21 protein-coding genes are annotated in these 25615 nt (G+C 41.2%); 6 read left to right on the forward strand and 15 right to left on the reverse strand.

Features of this window, described 5'->3' with window-relative positions; translation table 11 throughout:
- Positions 1 to 2: 2 nt before the first annotated feature.
- The 3 genes from CDO33_RS15035 to CDO33_RS15045 all read right to left on the reverse strand — a co-directional run bounded on the left by CDO33_RS15035 (position 3) and on the right by CDO33_RS15045 (position 4462).
- The gene (locus CDO33_RS15035) at positions 3 to 1595 is read right to left on the reverse strand and encodes a response regulator transcription factor (protein WP_103081337.1); all 1593 of its coding nucleotides are present in this window, start codon (positions 1593 to 1595) and stop codon (positions 3 to 5) included.
- Between the two features lie 37 nt (positions 1596 to 1632).
- Entirely contained in the window at positions 1633 to 3207 is a 1575-nt protein-coding gene (locus CDO33_RS15040; protein ID WP_161496493.1) for a sensor histidine kinase, read from the reverse strand.
- Positions 3208 to 3550: 343 nt separating this feature from the next.
- The gene (locus CDO33_RS15045) at positions 3551 to 4462 is read right to left on the reverse strand and encodes a glycosyl hydrolase family 28-related protein (protein ID WP_103081339.1); all 912 of its coding nucleotides are present in this window, start codon (positions 4460 to 4462) and stop codon (positions 3551 to 3553) included.
- 414 nt (positions 4463 to 4876) lie between these two features.
- Between CDO33_RS15045 and CDO33_RS15050 the strand changes: the two genes are divergently transcribed.
- Positions 4877 to 6166: an IS110 family RNA-guided transposase gene (locus CDO33_RS15050; protein WP_027621409.1), complete on the forward strand. Its 1290-nt coding sequence runs from the start codon at positions 4877 to 4879 to the stop codon at positions 6164 to 6166.
- 15 nt (positions 6167 to 6181) lie between these two features.
- Positions 6182 to 6331: a hypothetical protein gene (locus CDO33_RS20935; protein ID WP_161496677.1), complete on the forward strand. Its 150-nt coding sequence runs from the start codon at positions 6182 to 6184 to the stop codon at positions 6329 to 6331.
- Positions 6332 to 6377: 46 nt separating this feature from the next.
- On the opposite strand, the gene CDO33_RS15055 is transcribed toward CDO33_RS20935, so the two are convergent.
- The 4 genes from CDO33_RS15055 to CDO33_RS15070 all read right to left on the reverse strand — a co-directional run bounded on the left by CDO33_RS15055 (position 6378) and on the right by CDO33_RS15070 (position 11177).
- The gene (locus CDO33_RS15055) at positions 6378 to 7358 is read right to left on the reverse strand and encodes a glycosyl hydrolase family 28-related protein (protein ID WP_103081348.1); all 981 of its coding nucleotides are present in this window, start codon (positions 7356 to 7358) and stop codon (positions 6378 to 6380) included.
- 132 nt (positions 7359 to 7490) lie between these two features.
- Positions 7491 to 9254 (reverse strand): extracellular solute-binding protein, encoded by a 1764-nt coding sequence (locus CDO33_RS15060; protein WP_103081349.1) that lies wholly within the window; start codon positions 9252 to 9254, stop codon positions 7491 to 7493.
- A 73-nt stretch (positions 9255 to 9327) separates the two neighbouring features.
- Positions 9328 to 10224 carry a carbohydrate ABC transporter permease gene (locus CDO33_RS15065; protein ID WP_161496494.1) on the reverse strand — a complete coding sequence of 299 codons (897 nt, stop codon included), beginning with the start codon at positions 10222 to 10224 and terminating at the stop codon, positions 9328 to 9330.
- A gap of 14 nt (positions 10225 to 10238) precedes the next feature.
- Positions 10239 to 11177: an ABC transporter permease gene (locus tag CDO33_RS15070; protein ID WP_103081351.1), complete on the reverse strand. Its 939-nt coding sequence runs from the start codon at positions 11175 to 11177 to the stop codon at positions 10239 to 10241.
- A 941-nt stretch (positions 11178 to 12118) separates the two neighbouring features.
- Between CDO33_RS15070 and CDO33_RS20940 the strand changes: the two genes are divergently transcribed.
- The 3 genes from CDO33_RS20940 to aroC all read left to right on the forward strand — a co-directional run bounded on the left by CDO33_RS20940 (position 12119) and on the right by aroC (position 14348).
- The gene (locus CDO33_RS20940) at positions 12119 to 12268 is read left to right on the forward strand and encodes a hypothetical protein (protein WP_161496719.1); all 150 of its coding nucleotides are present in this window, start codon (positions 12119 to 12121) and stop codon (positions 12266 to 12268) included.
- A gap of 224 nt (positions 12269 to 12492) precedes the next feature.
- Positions 12493 to 12630: a hypothetical protein gene (locus tag CDO33_RS20945; protein ID WP_161496720.1), complete on the forward strand. Its 138-nt coding sequence runs from the start codon at positions 12493 to 12495 to the stop codon at positions 12628 to 12630.
- Positions 12631 to 13247: 617 nt separating this feature from the next.
- The gene (gene aroC / locus CDO33_RS15080) at positions 13248 to 14348 is read left to right on the forward strand and encodes a chorismate synthase (protein WP_103081352.1); all 1101 of its coding nucleotides are present in this window, start codon (positions 13248 to 13250) and stop codon (positions 14346 to 14348) included.
- 327 nt (positions 14349 to 14675) lie between these two features.
- On the opposite strand, the gene CDO33_RS15085 is transcribed toward aroC, so the two are convergent.
- Positions 14676 to 15845 carry an iron-containing alcohol dehydrogenase gene (locus CDO33_RS15085; RefSeq protein ID WP_103081353.1) on the reverse strand — a complete coding sequence of 390 codons (1170 nt, stop codon included), beginning with the start codon at positions 15843 to 15845 and terminating at the stop codon, positions 14676 to 14678.
- A 328-nt stretch (positions 15846 to 16173) separates the two neighbouring features.
- On the opposite strand from CDO33_RS15085, the gene CDO33_RS15090 reads away from it, so the two are divergent.
- The gene (locus CDO33_RS15090; protein WP_103081403.1) at positions 16174 to 17520 is read left to right on the forward strand and encodes a CCA tRNA nucleotidyltransferase; all 1347 of its coding nucleotides are present in this window, start codon (positions 16174 to 16176) and stop codon (positions 17518 to 17520) included.
- Positions 17521 to 17615: 95 nt separating this feature from the next.
- Here the strand turns inward: CDO33_RS15090 and CDO33_RS15095 are convergent, their stop codons facing one another.
- The 7 genes from CDO33_RS15095 to mtaB form a co-directional block, all read right to left on the reverse strand.
- On the reverse strand, positions 17616 to 19319 hold the full coding sequence (locus tag CDO33_RS15095; protein WP_103081354.1) for a MutS-related protein: 1704 nt from the start codon (positions 19317 to 19319) through the stop codon (positions 17616 to 17618).
- Positions 19320 to 19667: 348 nt separating this feature from the next.
- Positions 19668 to 20765, reverse strand: a complete 1098-nt coding sequence (locus CDO33_RS15100; protein WP_103081355.1) for a DUF3048 domain-containing protein — start codon at positions 20763 to 20765, stop codon at positions 19668 to 19670.
- A gap of 358 nt (positions 20766 to 21123) precedes the next feature.
- A complete protein-coding gene (locus CDO33_RS15105) occupies positions 21124 to 21432 on the reverse strand; it encodes a DUF1292 domain-containing protein (RefSeq protein ID WP_103081356.1) in 309 nt (102 codons plus the stop codon).
- A 489-nt stretch (positions 21433 to 21921) separates the two neighbouring features.
- Positions 21922 to 22341, reverse strand: coding sequence for a Holliday junction resolvase RuvX (gene ruvX / locus CDO33_RS15110; RefSeq protein ID WP_103081357.1), 420 nt, complete (start codon positions 22339 to 22341; stop codon positions 21922 to 21924).
- 159 nt (positions 22342 to 22500) lie between these two features.
- The gene (locus CDO33_RS15115) at positions 22501 to 23448 is read right to left on the reverse strand and encodes an aldo/keto reductase (RefSeq protein ID WP_103081358.1); all 948 of its coding nucleotides are present in this window, start codon (positions 23446 to 23448) and stop codon (positions 22501 to 22503) included.
- 162 nt (positions 23449 to 23610) lie between these two features.
- On the reverse strand, positions 23611 to 23865 hold the full coding sequence (locus tag CDO33_RS15120; RefSeq protein ID WP_103081359.1) for an IreB family regulatory phosphoprotein: 255 nt from the start codon (positions 23863 to 23865) through the stop codon (positions 23611 to 23613).
- A 192-nt stretch (positions 23866 to 24057) separates the two neighbouring features.
- Positions 24058 to 25359 carry a tRNA (N(6)-L-threonylcarbamoyladenosine(37)-C(2))-methylthiotransferase MtaB gene (gene mtaB, locus CDO33_RS15125; RefSeq protein ID WP_103081360.1) on the reverse strand — a complete coding sequence of 434 codons (1302 nt, stop codon included), beginning with the start codon at positions 25357 to 25359 and terminating at the stop codon, positions 24058 to 24060.
- Positions 25360 to 25615 lie beyond the last annotated feature (256 nt).

Raw genomic sequence — 25615 nt, forward strand, 5'->3', positions numbered from 1 at the left:
TTTTACGGTAATACAGACAGCTTTTTCCGGTAATAGGCTTTCTTTTTTCTGAAATCTGCAGGATTCTGACCCACCAGCTTGGTAAATATCCTGGAAAAATAGTGTGGATCACTGATACCAACATTCTCAGAAATCTCATTGACTCTCAGGTCAGTTTGGGAAAGAAGCTCTTTTGCCTTATCTATCCGAACCTTGGTCAGATAGTCGCTGAAAGGCTGGTTGACTTCTCTCTTGAACAAAGCTCCGAACCAGCTTACACTAAGCTTTACGTGATTTGCCACAGATTGAATGCTGATCTTCTTATTATAGTTTTGGTTGATATATTCCAAAGCTTTTTTTATTTCATCTCGCATACCGGGAGCAATAACATCAGAATAAGCTATTATACTTTCTCTTATCTGATCTATAATCATTTCCAGATCGTAAACATTCTCCATTTTTTCGATGTGATTCACAATCCACTGCTGTAGGTTTTGAGAAGAACCGTCTGTGAGCATCACCTGACATGCAGGTGGAATAGAATGAGTCAGAACCTGCAGTAAAATGACAATTTCTTCCGGTACAGGACGGTATTTCTGGGTAACGTCAATAAACCATTGAGACAGGATTTCAGCTGCATCTTCCCCTTGCCCGCCACAAGTTAATTCATGCAGCTTGTTAATGCAGGACTGGAATTCGGCAACGGGAAAACTGTGAAACTCCCAGGAAAGCTTCTCTTCACTCAAAATTCCGCTATGACCTGAAAAATAAAACAAATGTTGTTTGCAAAACTGAAGAGACTGGTAATATTGCGGAAGATTAAATAGGTCTCTTCCTGTTTTGCCTAAAATCATTTGAAATTCCAGGCAACTGAATTCATCTTGCTGTGCAAGTCTGTCGTAAATATTTCTTAAAAGCTTTTCACTTCTTTCTTCAAAATCAAAATCGCATCTTTTGTCTGAATACAGCATAACGCAAACCTTGTCAACATCTATTTCCGGGACGATACATTTTATGCATTCGTCTTCAGACCAATTTTCAGCGGCAAGAAACTTCTCTGACAACTCCAATGAACGCATTTTTCTATAACAAAATAACCCCAGCCTAAATGAGGAAATAAAAGTGCCATAATACTGTAGTTGTTTAATGCTCTGTGCTATATAAACCTCTGAGCCGGCGTGAAAAATATTTCCTATAATGCTTCTCAGGTTCTGGCGCATCAACAGCCTTTCCTGATCGATGGATTTTGCCACACGGTCCATCGTTTTAATAAAATCCGATTCCTGCAGCATTATTTTAATAACATAGTCCTGCGCGCCAAGACGAAGAGCTGACTGCGCTTTATCAAAATCATCATAACAAGTAAGCATTACCACCTTAGGTGGATTAGGCATTTTCTGCACTTGCGCAAGCAACTGAAGCCCATCCATGACCGGCATGACAATGTCGGCCACAATAATATCCGGCTTTAGCATTTCAATCTTTTCCAGTGCATCTTTTCCGTTTATCGCTTCCCCGATAATTTCATAATTGCAATCCTTTAATGAAAAAGACAGGAGCCGGTTCCTTGAAAACGGTTCATCATCCACAATGAGAATTTTCTTTTTCTTTGTCATCGAAACTAAATCCCTCCCTTAATGCTGCATTTTCTATCTAGACTGGCAAACGAATCAGAATGTCGGTTCCTTTTCCAACCTCACTTTTTAAAGTAAATTCTGACTCCTTCCCGTAATATAGAAAAATCCTGTCTCGAACATTAGCGATACCTATTCCCCCGGTTTTATTATCACGGCTGTCACCGGATAAAATTGATTCTATTTTTTCACTACTGATGCCTACGCCGTTGTCAGAAACCAAAATTGAAAGTCTCCTATTTTCCATCCAGGTTCTGATCAAAAGATGGCCTTTCCGCTTTTCTAAAGGAAGCAGGCCATGAAAAACGGCATTTTCCACAAGGGGTTGCAGTAAAAGTTTTAAGATAGCTACATTCCCTGTATCTTTCCCTTTTTCGATAGAATAGTCAAGGATTTCACCATACCGTATTTTTAACAATTCTATGTAATTACAGGTATAATCCAGTTCATCATCCAGATTCTGAAGCAGGTTTTTGCTAAGACCATAACGAAGCAGCTTGACAAGCTTGCTGAGCGCTTCGTGTACCTTTTCCCTTGGGCTTGAATCCACCATCATGTTAATTACGTCCAGCGTATTGTACAAAAAATGAGGCCTTATTTGAGACAGCAGAACATTCATATCCGATTCCGATTTCTGTTTGCTGATGGTTTTAACCTGTTCAATCAACTCCTTTACCATTTCAGACATATGATTGAACTGCATGGCAACTTCTCCGAACTCATCCTTTCTTTCCACCTTGATACGATAGTCAAAATCCCCTCCGCTGACATGGCGGATTCCCTTACTCAGATTATTCATGGGAACAGTAAACCATTCATGGATGAAAACAATATAAATTAACAGTAAACCTAAAAAGCCGACTATGATGACTGCAATAATTTTTAAATTAAATGGTTGGAATTTTGACTGAAGCTTATATATATCTGCTACTATAATAATGGACCAGTAGGGATTTGTCTTCATACTTGCATACGAGTAGCACATGTCGTTTTTTTCCAGATATCTAATCGCCGAATCCAAATCCTGCATTTCTTCAGGTGCAGAAGCGATAGGAGTCAAGTAATAGTACCCAGCATCTTTGTATTTGTAATTGTCAGCAAGTTTTCCGTTTTTTTCATACAAGTAGGTGGTAATCTCATAGTTTCCATTATAGATGGATGTGCTAGATAAAAACTCCGTTAGGCCGATGACAATACTCAACGCGCCGATATATTCATGATTATGGTATATGGGCATGACAGTAAGGCAAAGAGGCTGATAAATGTCATTGCTGGTGTCAATATTGGAATAAAATTTCTCACTCCAGGATATGCCCTTTGAATTTTTTTCTAACAGTTCCCGAATTATGTTTTTTTCTTGCTCTCCAAAATGCCAGTAAGTTATGGGATAGCCAATCTCTTTTCCGTCCTTTCCAATAAACACAATGCCTTTGATGCATGTGCTCCTGTTGTGGAAAATAATGCTGATTACATTATCAAGGTTACTTATATCATCGTTTACGATACCATTGCTTTTAATGTTGACAAGAAGCTCATTTATACTGTCGGTTGAATTAGTTAATGAAAACATCACTTGCTCGGTCAGTTTCTGCAATGAATCCTCCTGCGTGCTTCGAAAAAACTGAATCAGATAACTGTAGGAAACCCATGTGATTCCAATAGAAAAAATCACACAAGGGATAATCATCAAAAGTGATATTTGTGTGCGAAACCTTGAACAATTCATCCCATTCCTCCATTAAGAACCACATAAACACCTTTTGCCCACACACATTATGTCAAAAATTATGCGTATATGGAAAGTTGATACTTTCTCATCATCATCCATGTCACTGGACTGTGTAATGCCAAAACGGTGACAATTGCAATCCTTTTGCAATCTTTCAAATACAGATTCTCAGTATTTACAGTACATGAAAAGGCGGATATCAAACGGGTTACAAGCGATAATGGATGCTACCTCCAAAAATGTTGTCGGTAATGATAATATTGTTGCTATATTTAGTTTCTATTCCAACACCCTTCCCAGTAATAATATTTCCGCTGATGATACAGTTTTCCCAATAATAACAGGATATCCCGCACCCTGAATCCACCACATTGTCTTTTACAATAATTCCGGTATAGTAATTGTTCTCATAGGTGGTATGAGACCCTACAAATATCGGATGAGCCGGCAAACGTTCAGAAGCTTTGCAGATGCATCCCGAAATTTCAATATCATGGCATACCGTGCCATCCCATGCTTTATTTCCGGAGTTTTTTAAGGCAACATCCAATTGTATGGCTTCTTTATCTGCATTTCCCCTCTTAAAACCCATCAGGGTGCAATTTAGAATTTTAGAGCGCCTGCAGGCATTGTATTCAATAGCATGATATACAGCCGTGTTTAAAACAGTAACCTGCTTAATTACAATATCTTCACAATGGGTAAAGGAAATTCCGTTCTGGCCGTAATTAGTCCCTGTGCTGCCATCGGCAGCATCGCAATCCCACGTTCCGCCTTCCACTACTATATGACTGTGACCGGAATATCCAGTAGGTTCTTCACCTCTTCCCTGATTCACCAAAAGCTCTGTGGTTCCTTTCGCTTTAATTATAGCACCATAGGCATATATATTAGTATAGTCCCTTACAAAAAAAGCAGCCGTTGTTAAATAGATTTTCCCCGGCGTAAAATATACTGTTCCTCCTCCAGCATAAAAAACATCGTCCAGCGCCTGCTGTATGGCAATATGATCATCGGTCATACCGTCACCTGCAGCGCCATAATCATCCACTGAAACCATTATTGTATTTGGAAACTTTATATTTTTATTTTTATCCTGCATTGTTCTCAATACCGGCATCTATATACCTCCTTGTACAATTAATATTGTATTAAATCAGTGACCAAAGCCACTGTTTGACCCATCAATTTTTATAGTTAACATAACATTTTAAGCTTCATACTTTTCCAAACATCAAGCACATCATCCGGCTTCACATCTTAGCCATTATGCCAGCATCTGTTGGCCTGAACTTTGACAATCATGTATAATATTTTCCGGACTTGGAAGGTGTGTGTTTCACCTCCTGGGACGGACCTTAGCGGGCCGATTACCCGTAAAAAAGAGTATTTATCCATTCCGGTAAGTCTACATGATTTGGCTGGTTGAGGCCAGCTTAAAGCTGGTTCCTCGTGTCACATGCAAGGTTGTTTGCTTACATGGGAAGGAATGGAGACTTTTAAGTCCATTCATCTTGTAAAGGAGGCATTTTTTATGAATTTCAGACCTATGGCAGGAATCGATGTAGGTAAATTCTTTAGTGAGATGGCAATTCTTTCTCCATCCAATGAAGTAATTGCCCGCATGAAGATCCGCCATGATTCCAGTTCTGACGTTGAAAGAGCCGTTAAATTACTGAAAAAAACGGAAAAGGACTTTGATTCTAGGCCTTTCGTCGTCATGGAATCCACCGGGCACTATCACAAAATCCTTTTCCATTCACTTTGTAAAGCTGGATTTGAGGTTTCCATCATAAACCCCATCCAAACTGATTCTATCAAAAATATTGGAATCAGGAAAGTGAAAAATGATAAAGTTGATGCCCGGAAAATTGCCCTGCTATACAGATTTCAGGAGCTTAAAACTACTAATATCCCAGATGAAGATATTGAATGTCTGCGAAGCCTTTGCCGACAGTACTACAAGCTCTCTGACGAACTTACTGCCTACAAAAACAGGCTTACAGGTATTGTTGACCAACTCATGCTAAACTTCAAGGATGTATTCCCTAACATCTTTTCAAAGGCTGCTCTCGCAGTATTAGAAAAATATCCTACGCCTGTGCATATTCTTAAAGCCAACAGAAACAAGTTGATTGCACTGATACAAAAGAATTCCCGCAGAAGCCTTAAGTGGTCAACTGCAAAGTATGAGCTTTTGGTCTCCAAGGCCAGAGAATTTGCACCTTTGAGCATTAATAACTCTTCAAATATTGCCATGCTTGGGGTGTATATCTCTATGATTAAAACCTTGGAGGAAAACCTTGAGAAAGTCCTCAAAGCCATTCGTTCATTGATTGCTGAAGATATGGCAAAGGACATACCCATGCTGGCACTGACTCTCGAGCTTCTACAAAGCATTCCAGGTATAGGACTTATCTCTGCTGTTACCATTCTGGCTGAAATTGGCGACTTTTCAGCTTTTTCAAAGCCAGGCAAGCTAGTTGCTTATTTCGGCATTGACCCCTCTGTAATGCAGTCCGGAGAGTTTACCGGCACACAAAACAAGATGTCAAAAAGGGGGTCAAGGCTGCTTCGCAGGGTACTTTTCACAATTGCTCTTGCTAATATCCGCACTAAGCGTGACAAAACAGCTTGCAACCCTGTACTGATGGAATATTACAAAAACAAATGCCAGAACAAGCCTAAAAAAGTGGCCTTAGGAGCTGTTATGCGTAAGCTTGTTAATTATATTTTTGCTGTTCTTAGGGATAGAAAGCCTTATCAGCTACGTAGCCCTCAGGAACATGCGAAGAATCTTGCAGCAAAGCATACAGCAGCTTAATAGTACTGTTACTTGATGTTTAGTTTTCAAAGAGCAACTTACTATTTTGGACCAGCTATTTTATGTCTACTTCACCTGGGTGGTCTTGTTGTCATGCCTTTTTTAGCTCATGTGTTTTTTGAAAAATTCTTTTATTTTTCAAAAAAAGCTCTTGACTTTAATTAGCTGGTCTTTTCTCTTCAAGCACATGAATAAGAAGCATGATAAAAGATTACTGCTGCGGATAGACTGTATTATTATAGATATTGTTAGAAATCACCAAATTACTGCTTTTTTCCTGGTGTACCGGATCACCTACGCCATTAAAAATGTTTCCTGTCATAATGCAGTCTTTCCAATAATAAGCATACACGCCACAATCAGAGTTAACAATATTGTTTGTTATGATAATATCGGAATAACAGTTTTTCTCGTATGTAGCATGTGATCCCACGAATACCGGATGAGCCGGTAGTCGTTCCGAAGGACCTGTAAAACAACCGGTTATCACCACATTATTGCACAAAGTACCATCCCATGCCTTGTTTCCGGAATTTTTCTGGGCAACATCCAGCTGGATGGCCTCTTTATTACCTGTACCCAGCTTAAAACCCAAAAAGTTGCAGTCCTGAATTCTAGCATTTTGACAGGCATTCAGTTCGATGGCATGGTAAACGGCGGTATTTAGGATGGTTACATCCCTAATGGTAATATCTTGACAATGGGTAAAGGAAATACCGTTCTGTCCGTAATTGGTACCCAATCCATCCTCAAAGGAATGGGCATCACAATCCCATATTCCCCCTTCCACCATAATGTGGCTGTGTCCAGAATAGCCAGTAGGTTCTTCTCCGTCCCCCTGGTTTACCAGCAATCCGATGCTTCCTTTCGCCTTAATTGTAGCCCCATAAGCGTAAATATTGGTATAATCCCTGATGAAAAGGGATTTTGATATCAAATAGGTTTTTCCTGATGTAAAATAAACAGTACCTCCACCGTTTGAGTAAATATAATCAAGTGCTTCTTGAATAGCCTCGTAATCGTCAGTTGTTCCGTCACCCACTGCCCCGAAATCATCTACCGAAACATGGTTATTTATTTTACTCTCAGGCTTAAATTCTGAAAGTGATGAGGCTGATTTATCTGATTTTTCGGCACTGCAGCCTGACAAAAGTATTGCCGCCGATACTATAAGAAGAAGTAATTTCTTCATCCATATCCTCCTTCTTCAGAAGTTCTCATCAAACAAAACGGGACGTATACCTTTATCTCCCTTCACATATACAGCCGCATAAATTTTGTGGCTGTATATGTGAAGGTGCAGGTTATTTAATCCCCGTTTTATTTATTTTGCATAATCAGGAACATCCACACCAAGTTTAGCAGCTTTAGCGGCAATAACATCTTTTCCACCTCTTGTAAGCCACTCATTAACATAGTTATCCCATTCGCTGAAAGAAGTTTTTCCAAGGACAAATTCAAGCTCGCGGGCGTTCACGAAATCCGTAAGTCCAGGAGCAATTGATTCAACGGAAACGCTGCTTATCAGGCCATCATTAGGCCATCTGTCATACTTTGCGATAATATCACTGAAAGCATTACGCCTTACATTAAGGGCATCAGCAAATTCGTTTCCGGTGTTAGTGGGTTTACGTTCATATGAAGCTCCCCATCCGATGTTCTGCCATCCTGTCAAACTCACAATATAGTTATTATCATTCCAGGGCCACCCAGATGCATCGGTATAGAACATAAATGTACCATCATCATTATATGTCCAGGTTCTGTGAGATTCCACAGGCTTGCCGAATTCACTGTAGATTTCGTCACTTCCGCCCTGTACAGTATGAAAGAAGTTTTCGCCGCCAACAGTCATTGTATCAATCATATGGGCAACTCTCTTCAGCTTGCCTTCATCTTCAAAGCCTTTGGATGAAAAGCAGAACAGTTTTCCAAGGCTTCCGGAAGCAACAAATTTTCCGTTTTCAATCGGCGGCTTCTCCAGGAACTTCCATACATCAAGGGAATCTTCCGATTGATTCTTGGCTGTGGTATATTCACCTAAAAGATCTGCCGGTGGGTAATAAACCATGCCTATTTTATCGTTATGAGTATAAGACTTGGCTTTTTCCCAGGAGATGGTGTACCAGTCGGGATGCAGATATCCGCTTGTATAAAGTTTGTTTAAAAATTCAAGGCATTTTTTACGGGTTCCGTCAAGCATGGGATCTACCAGTTGGCCGTTTTCAACATGGGTTTCCGGATTGCCAAACATGCTTGGCCATCCCTTCATCATGCCGCTGGTCACTGAATTACCGGAGCAAGCGCCAATCATAAAATAGGTATCGTCTACACCGTTTCCGTCCGGATCATCTTCTGTACAAGCTTTAGCAAATGCCAAAAGTTCATCTTCAGTAGTTGGCTCTTTCATGCCAAATTTATCCAGCCAATCCTTGCGGATGGCAAAGCCCCATACGGCATCCTGGAATGCATAGTGGGTTACACATGGAAGTCCACCGTCAACAGTGCTGGTCAAAGCTTTTATCATATTCTTTGTGGTGTACTTTGCCGTAAGAGGCATATACGGATAAATTTTTCTTCCGTCAACCAACTGACCTGCTTCGTACAAAGTGGTTGCCACGTTTTGATCAGGAGCCGTGAAGAAATCAGGTGCGTCTCCACTTGCAAAACGAGTGGAAATAATGGTGGGAAGATCCGAACTGCTGCAGGTCTCAAAGTTAATTGTAAGGTTGAATTTCTTTTCCAACCACTGACAGATCGGATCGTTTTCTCTCGACGGAGAAGCAACACCGTTGTTGGTAGTTAAGATGGAAACAGTGTAGTGTGCCGACAAATCGTCATACGCATAATCCTCACTGTTGCCAAAAATAATTTTTGTAGGCAAAGAGTCCGGAAATTCTATCTCCTCAAAATTCGGAACCGTTACTGTGTTGCTGCCTGTTTCAGAAGCAGTGCCAGAAGAAGACCCCTCTTCGGTAGAAGGCTGGGTTGTGAAAGTGGATTCATTTGTACTTGAGCTCTTTCCTCCACAGCCGGCTACCATGAAAATTAACAATACCAACACTAACAAAACAGAAAGCTTCTTCATTTGACATCCTCCTTTAAGATGCTTTTTATATAAACTTCTTCGATCAGGCTGCGCACCTCCCAATCAAAGACGCTTATCCTTTGACAGACCCGGTATATACGCCGTAAATAAAATATTTCTGAAGGAATGGATATATACATAGGATAGGTACTACTGCTATAACTACAGAGGCCATTTTCAGTCCTTCCGGAGTCATACGGTCAAGAGGCTGTAAATTGGCCGTTGTGTCGGTGAATGTAAAACTGGTCATAAGTTGCTTGACCACATATGAAAGTGAATATAACTTAGGATTATGTATATACAGCATTACATCAAACCAGGAATTCCACTGGCCTACGGCAGAAAAAAGCCAAATAGCACAGATTGTCGGTACCAGCAACGGAATAGCTATATACATCATCTTCTGAAGTTCTGATGCTCCGTCCAGGTCGGCAGATTCCATAATGTCCAGTGGCATATTTTCTACAAACATTTTAATAATCAGCATATTATAGCAACTTCCCATGGCAGGAATTATGTAAACCCAAAAAGTGTTTATCAAATGAAGTTTTTTCATCAATAAGTAAGTTGGAATCATTCCTCCGCTTAAAATCATTGTTATAATGAAAAAAATAAGAAATGCTTTACGTCCGGGAAGATCGATTCTGGAAAGTATATATCCGCCAAGTATCGGAAACACCAGGGAAGCCACAGAGCCAAGCAGAGTGCGCCCGATACTTACAAGCATGGCAGATCCGATGCTGGCTTGGGAAAAAACAGTTTGGTATGCACGCAGAGTTGGGTCGTGAGGAATTATGACAAAATAATTTCTCCGTATCATTTCACCCTCGGAGGTAAGAGACATGCCGACCACATATAGAAGGGGAAAAACACAAATGAAAGCTACAATACCAACCACAGTGAAAATAATGATTTGATAAACTAAGTCCGACTTCGAAAGTTTGATTCGATTTTTACGTGATGCATTCATGAAGATTCCTCCTTCTACCATAAGCTCCGTTCTGTCAGACGTCGGGATAATTTATTTGATCCCACGATAAGAATAAACCCAACGAAAGATTTCATAAGTCCCACAGCAGCACCAATGCTGTATTGCATCTGCCCGATACCGATACGGTAAACCCATGTGTCAATTATGTCACCGACATCATATACGGCTCCGTTGTAGAACAGAAGAACTTGTTCAAAATCATTGTTTAGGATATTACCAAGTGAAATAATAAGGTTGAAAACTATAACAGGAAGTATTGCCGGAAGCGTAACAGTTGTAATTCTGCGAATAGGTCCGGCACCGTCAATTTTACATGCTTCATATAGTTCAGGATTTACTCCTGTCAGCGCAGCAAAATATAAAATTGTACCCCACCCGACATTTTTCCATATGCTTGTTCCCACAAGCAAGGATCTGAAGTACCGAGAATTGGTCAGAAAATCTATATGTTTCATTCCTAGGATGGACAGTAACGAATTTATAAAACCGCTATTGGAGAAAAAGGCATATGCGATACCGTATACGATTACCCAGGAAAAGAAGTGGGGTATATAAACAATTGTCTGACAAACTCTTTTATATGTTACTGATACGATATCAAAAATCATGATGGCCAAAATAATTGGCGGGAAAAATCCCCATATTAATTTATAAATACTTAAAAGTATCGTATTTCTAATAATCTTTAGAATGTCGGGATCTGTAAAAACCCGGGTAAAGTTGTCTAATCCGACAAATTTCGCCGAAAGCAGAGTATTACCAAGTTTGAAATCCTGCAAAGATAAGATAACACCCATAATAATAGGTATGTAACGGAAGATAATAAAGTAAACCAATATGACACTTAAAATTGCATAAAGAGGTTTATATTTTTTTATCAGTACAGACCTTTTCCGAGCCTTTTCCTTTCTGATGCTCAATGCAACAGGCATGTGCCAAACCGCCTTTCATAATTAGAAATGAAATATATTTTTGACCAACCTCATACTTATATATTATCTTTTGTGTTTTTAAAGTAAATAGATTATTAAACCGAAAAGGTGGATTATAACATTGGAATGTATAACTATGACGGAACTGCCAAGCATTTTAGATGAGCCGACAAGAAATAGCATCCTATTATTGAGAGTATTGTATACGCCTCCAGTTATAATTATTGTTAATCCGATAACAACCAGGAAGAAGAGTGAAAAACATTACGCCAGGACTTTCAATTTTGGGATGTAGAGTATGGAAAGTTGTTGATTTTCGATAGCAATACTGAAGGATTTGCAAAGCTCGAAGAATGAACAGCTAAGATAGCAGAATCCAAAAGCTTTACCGAAATGATACTCGGGATGGAGCCAACAGGTCACCATTGGTTCACCTTGCTGAGAAAATTATAAAATTCGGGATGCGCATAGTACTAGTAAACCCGTACCTTATGAATAAAAACAAAGAACTGGATGATAACTATCCCACTAAGAATGACCGTAAAGTCCTAAAACTATAGGAATGCTGGTCAAGGATGAGAGATATATTGAGCCATATATCCCGGAAGGTATTTACTAGGAGCTACGTTAGCCATGGACAGCCAATGGCAGCTTGTAAAGGAACTATCAGCTGTCAAGAATCGTATCAGACAGTGGATATATCCATTTCCCTGAACTCACTAAGGCGTTTGGCAATTGTGAGGGAAAAGCCGCATTATTGATACTGAACGAATGCCCGATACCCAAGAAGGTTTCTGAAAAAGGTATTGAAGATATAATAGTCATCTGGAAGAAACACAAGATAAGAGCCGTAGGGATAAAAGGGCTGTGAAGCTTCTTGAATCCGCTAAGACTTTAATAGGAATATCCAGTGGATTTATATCTGCAGAAAATGACTTTCAATGCCGCTTGAGGGCTATGAGAGTAAAATGCGACAGTTTGAAAGGACAATATTTCTAATTGAGGATCTGGCAATGCAGATTCCCAGATTTGAGAAGATGCTTGAAATCAAAGGTGTTGGCCTTGTGATAGCTGCTGGTTTTCTATGGTAGTAGGCGATATCTTTAGATTTAATCATCCAAAGTAGATACAAAAGCTGTCTAGATTAAGCCTTAAAGAGAACAGTTCCATTAAGCATAAGGGTCAGACAGCCATATACAAACGTGAAAAGAAGCGGCTGCGATACTACTTGGCATTCGGTATCAAGCCCTTGCTGCTCAAGAATGAGGAACTCCGGACTTTGCACCAATACTATACGGTCAGGAAAGAAAGACTCTTGAAGAAAATGCAATCCCTGGTTGCTTTGAGTAATAAGTTAATACGGATATTTTATACGATACTTAAGAAAGACACAGCCTACAATCTGCGAAAGATTATGGGCGATATAAAAAGACCAGAAGTAAAAGCAGCATAATATGCACCGCTTATGTAAGAATACATCGCTCTCGTAAACCAGTCAAGGGCGATACTGCGTTCGGCTTGAGCTGCCTCTTGACAGTCTTATTCACATTATGAGATGAGTAATCAAGCGGCGCAAGCAGTTAAAGTAAAACCAACGTTTTCATTTTACATGATAGATTTGAACTTTGACAAGATAAGCCGGATAGTTGGGATGAATTTATACCCTAATGGCCTAAGACCCCGTGTTGTAGCTTTTCTGACATCCACCTCATAGATAAGCAGAATAAAGGAATTAAGAGCTTTGACCTAGTTAAATTTGGGAGTTTTATTGCCGGAGCATATGTGGATATCAATGACCGTGATACTGAAAAAAAGGACATAGTTTACTGGTATATACACTATATCATCCATAATTGTGCAACAATACAATGCCTGTCCATATAACTTGCTTTAAAACACGAAAATCCATGATTGAGTGAATATGCGTAAGAAAAACGAAGAAATGTTAGTGAGGTTGAATAAATATACGAGCATTCGATATGATATAATATAATACAATCAGCTCATAGTTTTTGGTAAAACTGGCTTTTGACTTTTAATATTTATAAATATAAAGATAGGAGATAGAAGATGTCGGGATCAATTTTCGGAAAAGTTTTTCAAATAAGCACCTGGGGTGAATCCCATGGCAAAGCCCTTGGGGTGGTTATTGACGGATGCCCTGCCGGCATTTCACTGTGCGAGGAAGATATACAGAAAGACCTGGACAAACGCAAGCCGGGAAATTCTCCTTTTTCTACACCCAGGAAGGAAGATGACAGGGTAGAAATCCTCTCCGGGGTATTTGAGGGCAAAACCACAGGGACTCCCATATCCCTTATTGTGCATAATACAAACCAGCGTTCCTCCGACTATACGGAAATATCCAGGCTATACCGTCCCGGTCATGCTGATTATACCTATGACCAGAAGTATGGATTTAGGGATTACCGGGGAGGAGGACGTTCCTCCGGACGGGAAACCACAGCCCGCGTGGCTGCCGGGGCAGTGGCAAAAAAAATATTGTCAGAGCTGGGAGTCAGCATACTCACCTATACCCTGTCCATCGGACCGGTGCAGATAGATAAGACCAAATTTGATGCAGATCAGATATACAAAAACTTTTTGGCCATGCCGGACGCCGACGCTGCTCAAAAGGCGGCTGAATTCCTGATGAAGCAAAAGGAATCCGAAGATTCTTCCGGCGGGATAGTTGAATGCGTAGTTACAGGACTGCCTGCCGGAGTGGGTGAACCTGTATTTGAAAAGCTGGATGCGATGCTGGGAAAGGCCATTTTTTCCATCGGAGCCGTAAAAGGCGTAGAATTTGGCAGCGGATTCAAAGCTTCCTCCATGTCGGGATCGGAGAATAACGATTTCTACCGTTTTGATGAAAAGGGAGAGCTGACAAAGCTCACCAACAACTCGGGAGGAATTTTAGGCGGGATAAGCGACGGTTTCCCCATAATTTTGAGGGCAGCATTCAAACCCACCCCATCGATACACAAAACCCAGAAGACGGTCAACAAGCAGGGGGAAAACATCGATATACAGGTGGAAGGCCGCCACGACCCGGTTATTGTCCCCCGAGCGGTTATCGTCGTAGAGTCAATGGTGGCCCTGACTCTCGTGGATTACCTGTTTCAAAGGGTTTTTTCCAGGATGGATCTTATAAAAAAGGCTCTTTCATAAGGAATGCTTGAATATGTGAAGTGGCACAGAAGCACTTTGACATCTGTAATGATGAAACCAGCCCAGCTTCAGCACGTAACAATGAATGCCATGTTTACAGATAACGCTTATTTATACAAAAAACCCCTAAAGTAGGCCAGGTTTTTGCTGTCTACTTTAGGGGGAAGCATATCTCATTAAACTTCGGTCTTTTCCATGCATGTTGCTATGTTAGAGTCTCATTCCTATACTTGAATCCATTGCTGTATTTTAAAGTTCATTTCTGGATTTGAATCCTTGTCCGTATGTTCCTAAGTTCATTGCTGAATTTGCACCTCATGCTGTAAATCAGAATTCTACGACCTTTCCGTAGTATGCACACTCAATAATCTTCTTCAGATCTTCTGCAGTACATTTCCTCGGGTTTGAACCTGTGCATGGATCCAGAGCGGCATTTTCCGCAATAAAGTCAACGGTGGATTTGAACAGCTCTTCAGACACACCATTTTCTTTGAAGGTAGGTGCTATGCCAATCTTGGCATTAAGCTCATTGATGGCATTAATCAGTGAATCCACAAGCTGTTTTTCCGTTCCTCCCGGGAGGCCAAGCTTCCTTGCAACTTCCGCATATCTGCTCATGCACACCTTTGAATTGAATTTAATAACATGAGGCAGCAGTATAGCGTTGCAGCACCCATGGGGCAGGTTGTACTGTGCTCCTGTCTTATGGGCAATGCTATGAGCTATTCCCAGCAATGCATTGCTGAATGCCATTCCGGCAAGGCACTGGGCAATATGCATTTCGCCCCTTGCCTCTTCATCCCCGTTATAAGAGTCCACCAGATTGTCAAATATCATGGATATTGCTTCCATCGCCAACGGATCGGAGAATTTCGACCTGGCGGAGGCAACATATGCTTCCAGCGCATGAGTCATAGCGTCCATTCCGGTATGGGCAACCAGTGTCTTAGGCATTGTCATGGGTATGCTGCTGTCCAATATTGCAATATCAGGAGTTATCTCAAAATCTGCAAGAGGGTACTTTATCTTAGTAGAATAGTCGGTTATTACTGAAAATGCGGTTACCTCTGTAGCTGTTCCACTGGTAGAAGGTATTGCCACAAATATTGCTTTTTTTCTAAGCTTCGGCATTGAGAAAGGCGTTTTTATGTCTTCGAAAGTCAACTCCGGGTATTCATAGAAAACCCACATTGCTTTGGCGGCATCTATTGGAGAGCCTCCTCCGATGGAAATGATAACATCAGGCTCAAATTCCTGCATGGCCTTTGCGCCTTTCATAACGGTTTCAACAGAAGGATCCGGCTCAACACCTTCAAATACCTTGGTTTCCAAGCCTGCCTCTTTTAAAACATTCTCCAGCTTATCAAGGAAACCAAACTTCTGCATTGAAGATCCTCCGGTTACAATCATGGCTCTCTTGTAACCTTTGAGGTTTCTTAACTCTTCGATGGCATTCTTACCATAATAAATGTCTCTTGGCAGTGTGAATCTTGGCATTATAACAACCCCTTTCTATATCATATAGACTAATATATTTCATAGATTGATAAATTATTAACAATTTCATTATATATTATCATGCCCTATATGTCAAACTTGATAGCTGTGCTAAACAGGAGGGAATTTGCGCTTCATTCTATAATATAGATAAGGTTTTTTCAGAAGCTATAAAATTATGTATTATAAATGCCATGTATAGAAATATGATTTCGCCGCAAAATTTCACTTGCCCCGCCATAAATACAGTTTTATGGATAAGAATCATTTATGCCCGGGTAAAAATGGTATACTAATATAAGAATCATAGGAAAGGCAGTTGAAACCATTGGATAACCGTATAAATTTTTCCATACCTCCTGAAGCACTGCACATAATAAATACTTTGAATGCTCATGGTTTTGAGGCATATGCAGTGGGAGGCTGTGTAAGAGACAGCATACTGGGGCGCAAGCCTCAGGACTGGGATATAACCACCAATGCAAAGCCCCATCAGATAAAGGGGATTTTTCAAAAGACCGTTGATACAGGCATAAAGCACGGTACTGTCACCGTATTGGACGGAGGATGCGGCATTGAGGTGACGACTTACCGGATTGACGGGGAATACAAGGACAATCGCAGACCGGAAAGCGTTCAATTCACCTCGTCCCTTACCGATGACTTAAGCCGCAGGGATTTTACCATAAATTCCATTGCCTATCACCCCTCCGAAGGCATTGTGGACCCTTTTAACGGCCTGGAGGACATACGGAATAAAACCATCCGCACCGTAGGCCACCCCGACAACAGATTCCATGAAGATGCGCTAAGGATGTTGAGAGCGGTGCGCTTTTCAGCACAGCTGGATTTTGAAGTGCATGGAGACACTCTTGATGCCATAAAAAGAAACCACAGCCTCATAAAGAACATAAGCTGGGAGAGAACCCGGGATGAACTCACAAAATTATTAACCTCGGAACATCCCTTCAGGCTGGCACTGCTTCATGATACCGGGCTGCTGCAGCATGTGCTTCCGGAGTTTGACCTATGCTTCCACATTACCCAGAATCATCCCTATCATGTGTATAATGTTGCAATTCACACCCTTCATGCCGTAGCAAGCATTGAAGCCACTACCATCCTCAGGTGGGCCATGCTGCTCCACGACACGGGCAAGGCAGTTACCAAGACCACAGACAGGAATAACATCGATCATTTTTACGGGCACCCTAAAAAGAGTGAGGAAATTGCCATAAAGGTGCTGAAACGGTTACGTTTTGACGCAAAAAGCACTGATCTGATATGCCGGCTGATTAAACATCACGATATGGACATAAAGCCCACGCATAAATCTGTCAGAAGGGCGGTAAGATCCATAGGCGACGATATTTTTTGGGATCTTCTTAAGGTTCAGGAAGCCGACCGCAAGGCTCAAAACCCCGAGAAGCTGCCGCCACGGCAAAAGATGCTGAACGAAATAAGGAATATTTACAGGGAAATAAAAGAAAGCAACCAGTGCCTCTCATTAAAAGAGCTGGCCATCGACGGCTCGGATCTCCTAAAGGCAGGATTCAGCCAGGGACCGCATATAGGTAAAGTGCTCAACAGGTTGCTGGACGCAGTGATAGATGATCCGGAGCTGAACCGCAGGGACAAGCTGCTGGAACTGGCAAAAAAGTACCGGGCAAACTGAAGGCGCCCTGATGCTATCTTTCACAGGGCGCCGCAATACTATCCTTTATTAACCGCTTTTCCCATGCTGTCCTACTGTCCGGATTGTCCTGCTATTCATTTTTTGGAGTTTTTCTCTATGGATGCCCATGTGCCGTTCTGCTCAAAATCATAAGCCGCTTTTTCTGCATCCTCTACTATGGAATTATCAAAACCCATCAGCTTTAGAAGCTTTAAAGCATTTCTGGATCGGGCTTTTCCCTCATACAGCTTGTAATCGAATACCACATCATCATCGGTTATCTCTTCCCTGAAATGATAATTGTCATAAATCCCTTCCAGAATACCGGTAAGCTCTATATCATGGGTAGCTGCCATGCAGATGCAGTTTTTTAGGGACAAGTTCTTTAAAACCCTCGATGATGCGGCTATTCTCTCAATGGTATTGGTTCCCCTCAGTATCTCGTCAATAAAGCAGAAGCAGGGAATCTCATCATTGATCATGCTGAATATTCTTTTAAGGGATTTGATTTCCGCTATAAAATAGCTTTCATTGTTTTCAATGCTGTCCCTCAATGCCATGGATGTCATAGTAAACAGAAAAATAGTGCTATACTCCTTCGCAAGGCATGTATAAATGGTTTGAGCAAAGATCGAATTGATGGCAAGGGTTTTCAGGAATGTGGACTTGCCGGAAGCATTCGACCCTGTAATCAGGATTGACCTGCTAATATCTATAGAATTTGTCACCGGCTTTTCTATAAGAGGATGATATACTTCCCCGGCACAAACAGCATATCCGCCCTTGCTGAAATCTTTAATGAAATCAGGCTCGGTGTAGAAAGCAAGGCTTTCCCTGTAGGATGCTATGCTTATCATGCTGTCTAAAAAACCTATAGTTTCATAAAGGCTTCTGAATTCTTCCCGGTTCTTCTTCAAGATACCAAGGATTTTATCATAACTCAGCACTTCTATGAGGAATATGATTTTTAAGTACATCAAAAAGAAGTCCTCATAATTATCTATCAGAAAGTACATTCTTTTGGCAATACCCTTCAGTTTTCCCAAGCACTTGCTTATGGACTTTTTATACTCATCCAGGCCATCGATATCCAGCTTCAACATTTTCCCTGCTATGCTTACAAGCTTTGCTGCATAAGAAATAGAAAGCAACTGGGTTTCAATCTTTTTCTTCAAATTATAATACAATAACATGTTGGTTAATATGGAAGCCAGAAGCGCCGGCACACCCAGCTTGAAATCCACCACACACAGCAGTACGGAGGCTATGGGCATGAAAGCCAGAAACTTATACATAAAGGCATTGTTCAATTCCATATAGGAGAAATCCGTAATGAAATTGGATATGTCGGCATATCTCTGTTTTCCCAGCAGCTCAAGCAAATATTGAAGCTTTCGCCTGCCTTCGGCGTTTTTCTGGAATAACCCGATCACTCTTCCTCTTTCCTTGAGATCTGCTTCATCAAAGGATGGTTCCCTCATCATGCAGTATAGGTATTCTTCTCCCGGGGACGAATGGGTATTGTTTATGCGCATAAAAATTTTGCTCATATCCAGGTCATTCCACGTGATATCATCCATTAGAAATTTGTTTCCCGACAAGCTGCGTTTATTCTGATAATAGCTGGCTATCGAATCAAAATCCTCGGTGCGGTATTTTTCTTTTGGGGCTTTACCCCATGTTTCAAGGATTTTAGCTCTTATTTTCCTCCGTCTTTTGAATGAATTATGTATTCCGGATACTATGCCGACTCCAGCAATCAGCAATATGAAAATCAGTAATTTGTAATAATCTCCCATGGTATAAAACTCCTAACATGTTTTGAAAAGTAGTATTTCTGCACCCGGAACCGTGATGAATACAAGATATTGCTATATAAATTCAACCTTAATATATTCAACCTTGCAAAATAGCACGGCTTTTAAGTTTCCCCGCCGTGCTATTGCAATTGCATCGGTAATTCGGATGCAGCTTAAATTTATCTATATTTTAACGAACAAAGGTTATAATTTCAAGAACTTGCACTTTATTTACAGCATACAAGCAATGCTTTCAGGCACTTCTGCTTTACTTGCAGCATATAAATAGTACTTTTAAGACCTTCTACTTTTTTGCAGCATACAATTAATAATTGGAACTTATGCCCATCACTCTATAACTACTCTGTCAGCGGAAGGAGCAATCTGCACCCATGTCTGCCCCGGGTTTAAAGCGATGGGATTGCCTGCTTCATCGGTGTATTGGGTAGGTTCCGGGCGGGAAGCCTTGGACCACTTGATTTTTATAACTTTTCCGTTGGTGATGTACCACCCGTTGCCGCTTCCGACATTAAAAAGCTCCTGCCGGTCCTCTTTGTCCCCCTTTATCCTCTGATTTTTCACCACCTGTATGATAATGTTCTTAACTGCCAGCTGCTCGCCGGTAATCCGTTCCATATGGGGTTTTCCATTTCTGAACCGCATGTAGGTTTTGGTGGTGGCGTCGTACTCATATCGGGAAATATAGCCATCTGAATAGGTAATGCTTACCTTTTCAGCTTTCTCTGCGCTTTGAAGCTCCGCATCTTTCCTGTTATATGTAAAAACATGCTTCTTATCCGTTTCGGTCCTGTATCCCACTTTGTTGGCATACTCTTTTGCCTTTTCCATGGAAGTATAGGAATCCTGCCAATTCCCCTTGTCCTTTGTCAAATCCCAAAATACTCCTGCAACATAAATGCCGTTTATATTGTTTATCTTGTAGGACTGTAAGTCTTTCAGAGCCTGAGGGCTTTGTCCGAAATGCACATATATGGCATCATGCTCCATCGCATAATCGAGAAAATAGTGCCTGGAGCTTCTAACAGGTCCGATCATCTCCGGATCGACATTCCAGAATACCGGCATATACCTTGTAATGCCACCTTCCACTATTATTTCATATACCACCTGGGCCATATGCAGCCCTCCCTGGGGCAATACAGCGCTTCCTTGATTGTCAATCATGACAGCAAAGGGTCTGGTGCCTTCTTCCGGAAACACAAAATTATCTACAGTTCCATCTTCCTCTTTTGCGGTTCCCTCACCATCCGACCCGTCAGGCTTGGTCCCTTCTTGTTCCGATACAGGCTCTTCTGCCTTCTGCTGCTCTTCCGAGGTAGATATGCTTGTGATGTCAGCGTTTCCCGGATCTGCCTTCTCTCTGCATGCTGCCGATGAAATCAACAGTACAAATATCAATATTATAGCAATACCTTTTTTTACCATGTTACCCTCCTGCTGCTTAAGACATATTATATATAATTTCTACAGCATTCCCTAAAATCCTTTTATTAGCCGCAAAAAGAGGACAGAATATTAATCTCCTTTGGTGATTTTGTGTGGTTACTTAACTGACCCCATCGGTCACAGCCATGTCATTTTTATCAAACCTTTATGAATTTGCGAAAAATAATTATACTTTATCATAAAGAGAACAGACACTTTTTGTGGGCAAAACTGCTCTTTTTTCATGGAAATTGGCATATAAAAAGCGCCGGATGTATAGACACTTCATAATATGTGTCCCTGATACTTCCGGCACTTTCTTTATTTTTCCCAATCAACTTATTCAAACCTGGAGCTCTTACTCATCATCATCTTGGTCATCATCAAAATCAAATTCATCTTCCATCCTGAGCTTAAACTCCTCAAACACAGCCTGGAGCTCCTCTTCATCCTCAACACTGGCGAAGGAATCTTCACCGTCTTCATTATGTTCAATTCTAAGTATGACTACCTCTTCAATGTCTTCTTCATCATTCTCCTCCTGGTCTACCGGCAGAAGAACAACATATTCCTTTTCATCCATTTCAATAGTGTCAAGATGCTCAAATTCCACTTCATTTCCATCCTCGTCTATAAGCACTACCAAATCGTCTCTCTCTTCAGACATATCCATGCCTCCTCTTTGCTTATTAAATATAATTTATATCATGAATACCTGAATATTCGTGATATAAGGCTGCCCTGCGCGTCTTAAAACAAAATCAGCGCGGGCATGACTCCATATAATGATTACAGCCAAATTTAGTCAGGCTGCAACTATTATATCATAGTATTATATTATTTCCCATAAAATTTTCGTATTATGATATAAAAAATTTCCTGAATTTGCTGCTGATTTTGCTGAAAAATTCGCTTTATAAAGCGCCTGTTCATATTTACAGAGATACTTCCGACATGCTTTGATCCACGACAAAGGAGCTTCTTTTCATTACTGTTAAAGCTATTTCAGAATGTTAAAGCCATCTCCATTTTTCTGCTTCAAAGCTTCATTTTGATGCTTTAAATTCCTGTTTGAGCAGCTTATCTTTAAAGCTTTCAAAGCTCCCTCTTCTGGCAGGTTTTGCTTTGAACGGTTAAATTGACTTTTACGGCAAAATCATTGTTTACCGGCCATATCCAGATACCCTTGCAGAATATAAACTGCCGCTATCTGATCTACTATTCCCTTCTTTTTGGAAGTTTTGGTGCCCATATCATGCATGGCCCTGTTGGCTGCCACAGTGGTAAGCCTCTCATCCCAGCGGATGATTTCTATATCGATTCTCGTAGCAAGCCTTTCAATAAACTTCAAAGTTTTTTCTCCCCTAGGCCCGACAGTTCCGTTCATATTCCTGGGAAAACCTATGACCACCTTTTGTGCTCCATAGGTCTTTATAAGCTCGCATATCCTGTCCAATGCCATAGAGATGTTTCCTTTATGGTTTATGGTTTCGACTCCCTGGGCGGTCCACCCGAAGGGATCGCTTACCGCGATGCCAATCCTGCTGTCTCCATAATCAATTCCCAATATTCGCATAATTTCCTTCATCCGTCTGCCGGTTTCAAGCCATTGGAGCGCTTTCCCTCAATATCCTTGCCTTTTCGGGATATGCCCGAAAGCCATATCCCTCATGCATTAACCACAAACTATAAGCGCTTGCCGCATACTTTTGCCTACCCGGCCGTACTTTACCTCCTAGCATATCTTGATTGCAAACTGCGGACAGACACTGCTGCAATATCCACAGAGAACGCATTTGCCCTGTTCCACTACAGCTTTTCCATCATGTATTCTTAAAGCCTTTTGCTTGCACCTTTCAACACAATTGCCGCAGCCTTCGCACCAATAATCTATATGAAGCCTTCTCGATCTCTTTCTTAAAGCTTCCTTCACTTCAGAAGGCACTTCCTGTCCGTTGAATATACATATATTCATTATAACCTCTTCTATGGACTGCATACCCATGGCGATGGAATGGATATAGGGAATATCCATCACAAATTTCAGGCATTCTTCAAAAGAGTTAAGTAAATTGCCGCCTCCGAGAGGTTTCATGCTGTAAATGCCTATGCCGTTATCATAGCACTTTTTTACCGCCGCCAGCATATCATCTACAGTTCCGTCCCCGATGCCCAAGCCTGCCTTGTTTACAAGTGGATGTATGACATCAATGCCCGGCATGGTGGCACATGCTTCAACCACTTCAACATTGTGGGTAGATACGCCCACAGCTCTTATACGTCCTTTTTCCTTTTGGGAAATATAATATTCAAAGGCTTCCCTATGACCTCTTAATGTCAGCCTGCTCTCCTGCTCATGCATAAGAAAAATATCAATAACATCACGGTCGAGCTCTTTTCTAGCCTTTTCCAGACTTTCTTCCGCGCCTTGGGCGGAATAGGCATACGACTTGGTAGCAATTACGACATCCTTGCCGGATTTCCTTACTGCCTCCCTTATATGGGCATATGTCCCGTATAGTTCTGCCGTGTCTATAAAGTTGACTCCCATTTCAAAAGCTTTGGCTATGACGTCCGATCCTTCATCCACCGACAGGTTGGACTGCAGCGGTCCTATTACAAGTCCTCCAAAACACAATCTTGATACTTCTATGCCGGTTTTACCCAGCTTAACATAATCCATTACAGTTTCACCCATTCATTTCTTTGACTATATAAGAATCGACAAAGAGTTAACAAGCACCGGAGCAAAAACTGATCCGATATCCATCTTTGTCGAATTCGATATAGTTCAAAGCCTAACAATTGTTCGACACCCCTGTTACTCTTTTACGGGTATTATTCCCTACTTTTTCTCCTCCAGATAGAATGTCAGGATCTCCTCGAGAAGCTCATCCCTCTCCAACCTTCTGATCACACTGCGCGCATTCTGATGATTGGTTATGTATGTAGGGTCTCCGGACAAAATATACCCCACTATCTGGCTTATCGGGTTATAACCCTTTTCTTTCAGAGCTTGGTAGACGCTGAAAAGAATCTCCCTGGCTTCATTCACTTTTTCTTTTTCGACTTTAAACATCATGGTTTCATTGTCTGTCATACCCAATCACTCCTTGTCAAAATATATACCATTGATGATATATATAAATACTAATACATGCAGCCAAATATTTCAACATTTTTAAGTCAACCTGGCAATACGTGTAAACCGGCTTGCATCATTATATCCCAAGCGTTCATGCCTGAAAATCCCGACCCGTAGGGAATGCAATCATCGTTTTTCTCCGGGCGGTCAAACAAGCATTCCTTCCATATAATCTTCCACGGTCCTCTCAAGCTTTACGCCGGCAATCTTCCCCTTTAAGCCGTCTTCTCCTTTGCAGATTACTTTTATATAGTTGGCAGTGTGCCCCTCGATGTATCCTTTTCTCTCTTTCATCTCCTGCTCAAACAGCACGGGCATCACCCTTCCTTCAAAGCTTTTGTGAAAACGGGCCATATTCAGCCGATTGAGCTCCATCAGCCTGTTGCTGCGTTTTTCCTTTGTCCCGGGATCCACCTGATGGTCATAGGTTGCCGCCGGAGTACCCTTCCTGGGAGAGAACCTGAAAATATGCATCTGGGAAAGAGCGATCTCTTCCAAAAACCTGTAGGTCTCTTCAAATTCCTCCTCCGTCTCGCCGGGAAAACCAACCATTACATCCGTTGTTATGGCAACATCCGGAATATTGCTCCTTAACATTTCCACTACTTTCTTATATTCTCCGGCAGTGTATTTCCTGTTCATCCTTTTTAAAGTCGCATCGCACCCGCTTTGCAGCGATATATGATAATGAGGGCACAGTTTACTCAACGTGGCGGCAGCTTCCACAAACTCCTCCGTAACGGTAGTGGGTTCTATCGAGCCAAGCCTGATCCTCTCAATGCCTTCTATATCATGTATTCTTCTCACAATGTCGAGAAGCGATGTATTTTTAATATCCTTGCCGTAGGATGCCAGATGTATGCCTGTCAGAACAACCTCCTTGAATCCGCTGTCTGCCAGCTTTTCCACCTCTTTCAGCACCTGCTCCGGCTGTTTGCTTCTTATCGGTCCCCGGGCATAGGGGATTATGCAGTAAGTGCAAAATTGGCTGCAGCCTTCCTGAATTTTCAGATAAGCTCTTGTACGGCCTTTATACACGTTTATATCCAGTTCTTCGAACTCCCTTGCTGTCATTATATTTTTTACCGCATTTATACTCTTATTATTTTCCTCAATTTTCTTAATATAATCAATAATTCTGTTCCTGTCCTTTGTTCCTATTACAAGGTTAACTCCCTCGATGCTGCTTACCTCCTCCGGAGCTGTCTGGGCATAGCATCCCATAACGACAATTATAGAATCCTCATTGTTTTTCCTGGCCCTCCGGATAATCTGCCTGGATTTTCTGTCGCTTAAATTTGTAACAGTGCAGGTATTAATAACATAAACATCCGCTTTTTCCTCAAAGTCAACCGTCTCGTATCCTTCTTTTTCAAAAATCTCCGATACAGCTTCGGTCTCGTATTGGTTAACCTTGCATCCAAGGGTATAGAAAGCTACTTTTTTCATTTGACATCCTTTCAGAATCGGAGGCTTCGAAACCTGACAAACCGGCAGCTTCATACGGCATTTCAAGCCTGACGGTCAACTGCCTGTATACGGCTTCATATAATTATAAACAGCTTCAAAAGCCCCTCCTAGAAATATCTATATATTTTGGTACAAAACTTTGTTAATTATGCACAACAAGTGGTATAATACATACAAGCAAGCTAAATCAACCACTTTATTATAATTCTTTTACAGTATTTTAACAATATCCTGA

Origin of the sequence: Clostridium thermosuccinogenes (assembly GCF_002896855.1) — a bacterium.
In the GTDB taxonomy this organism is placed as follows: Bacteria; Bacillota; Clostridia; order Acetivibrionales; family DSM-5807; genus Pseudoclostridium; species Pseudoclostridium thermosuccinogenes.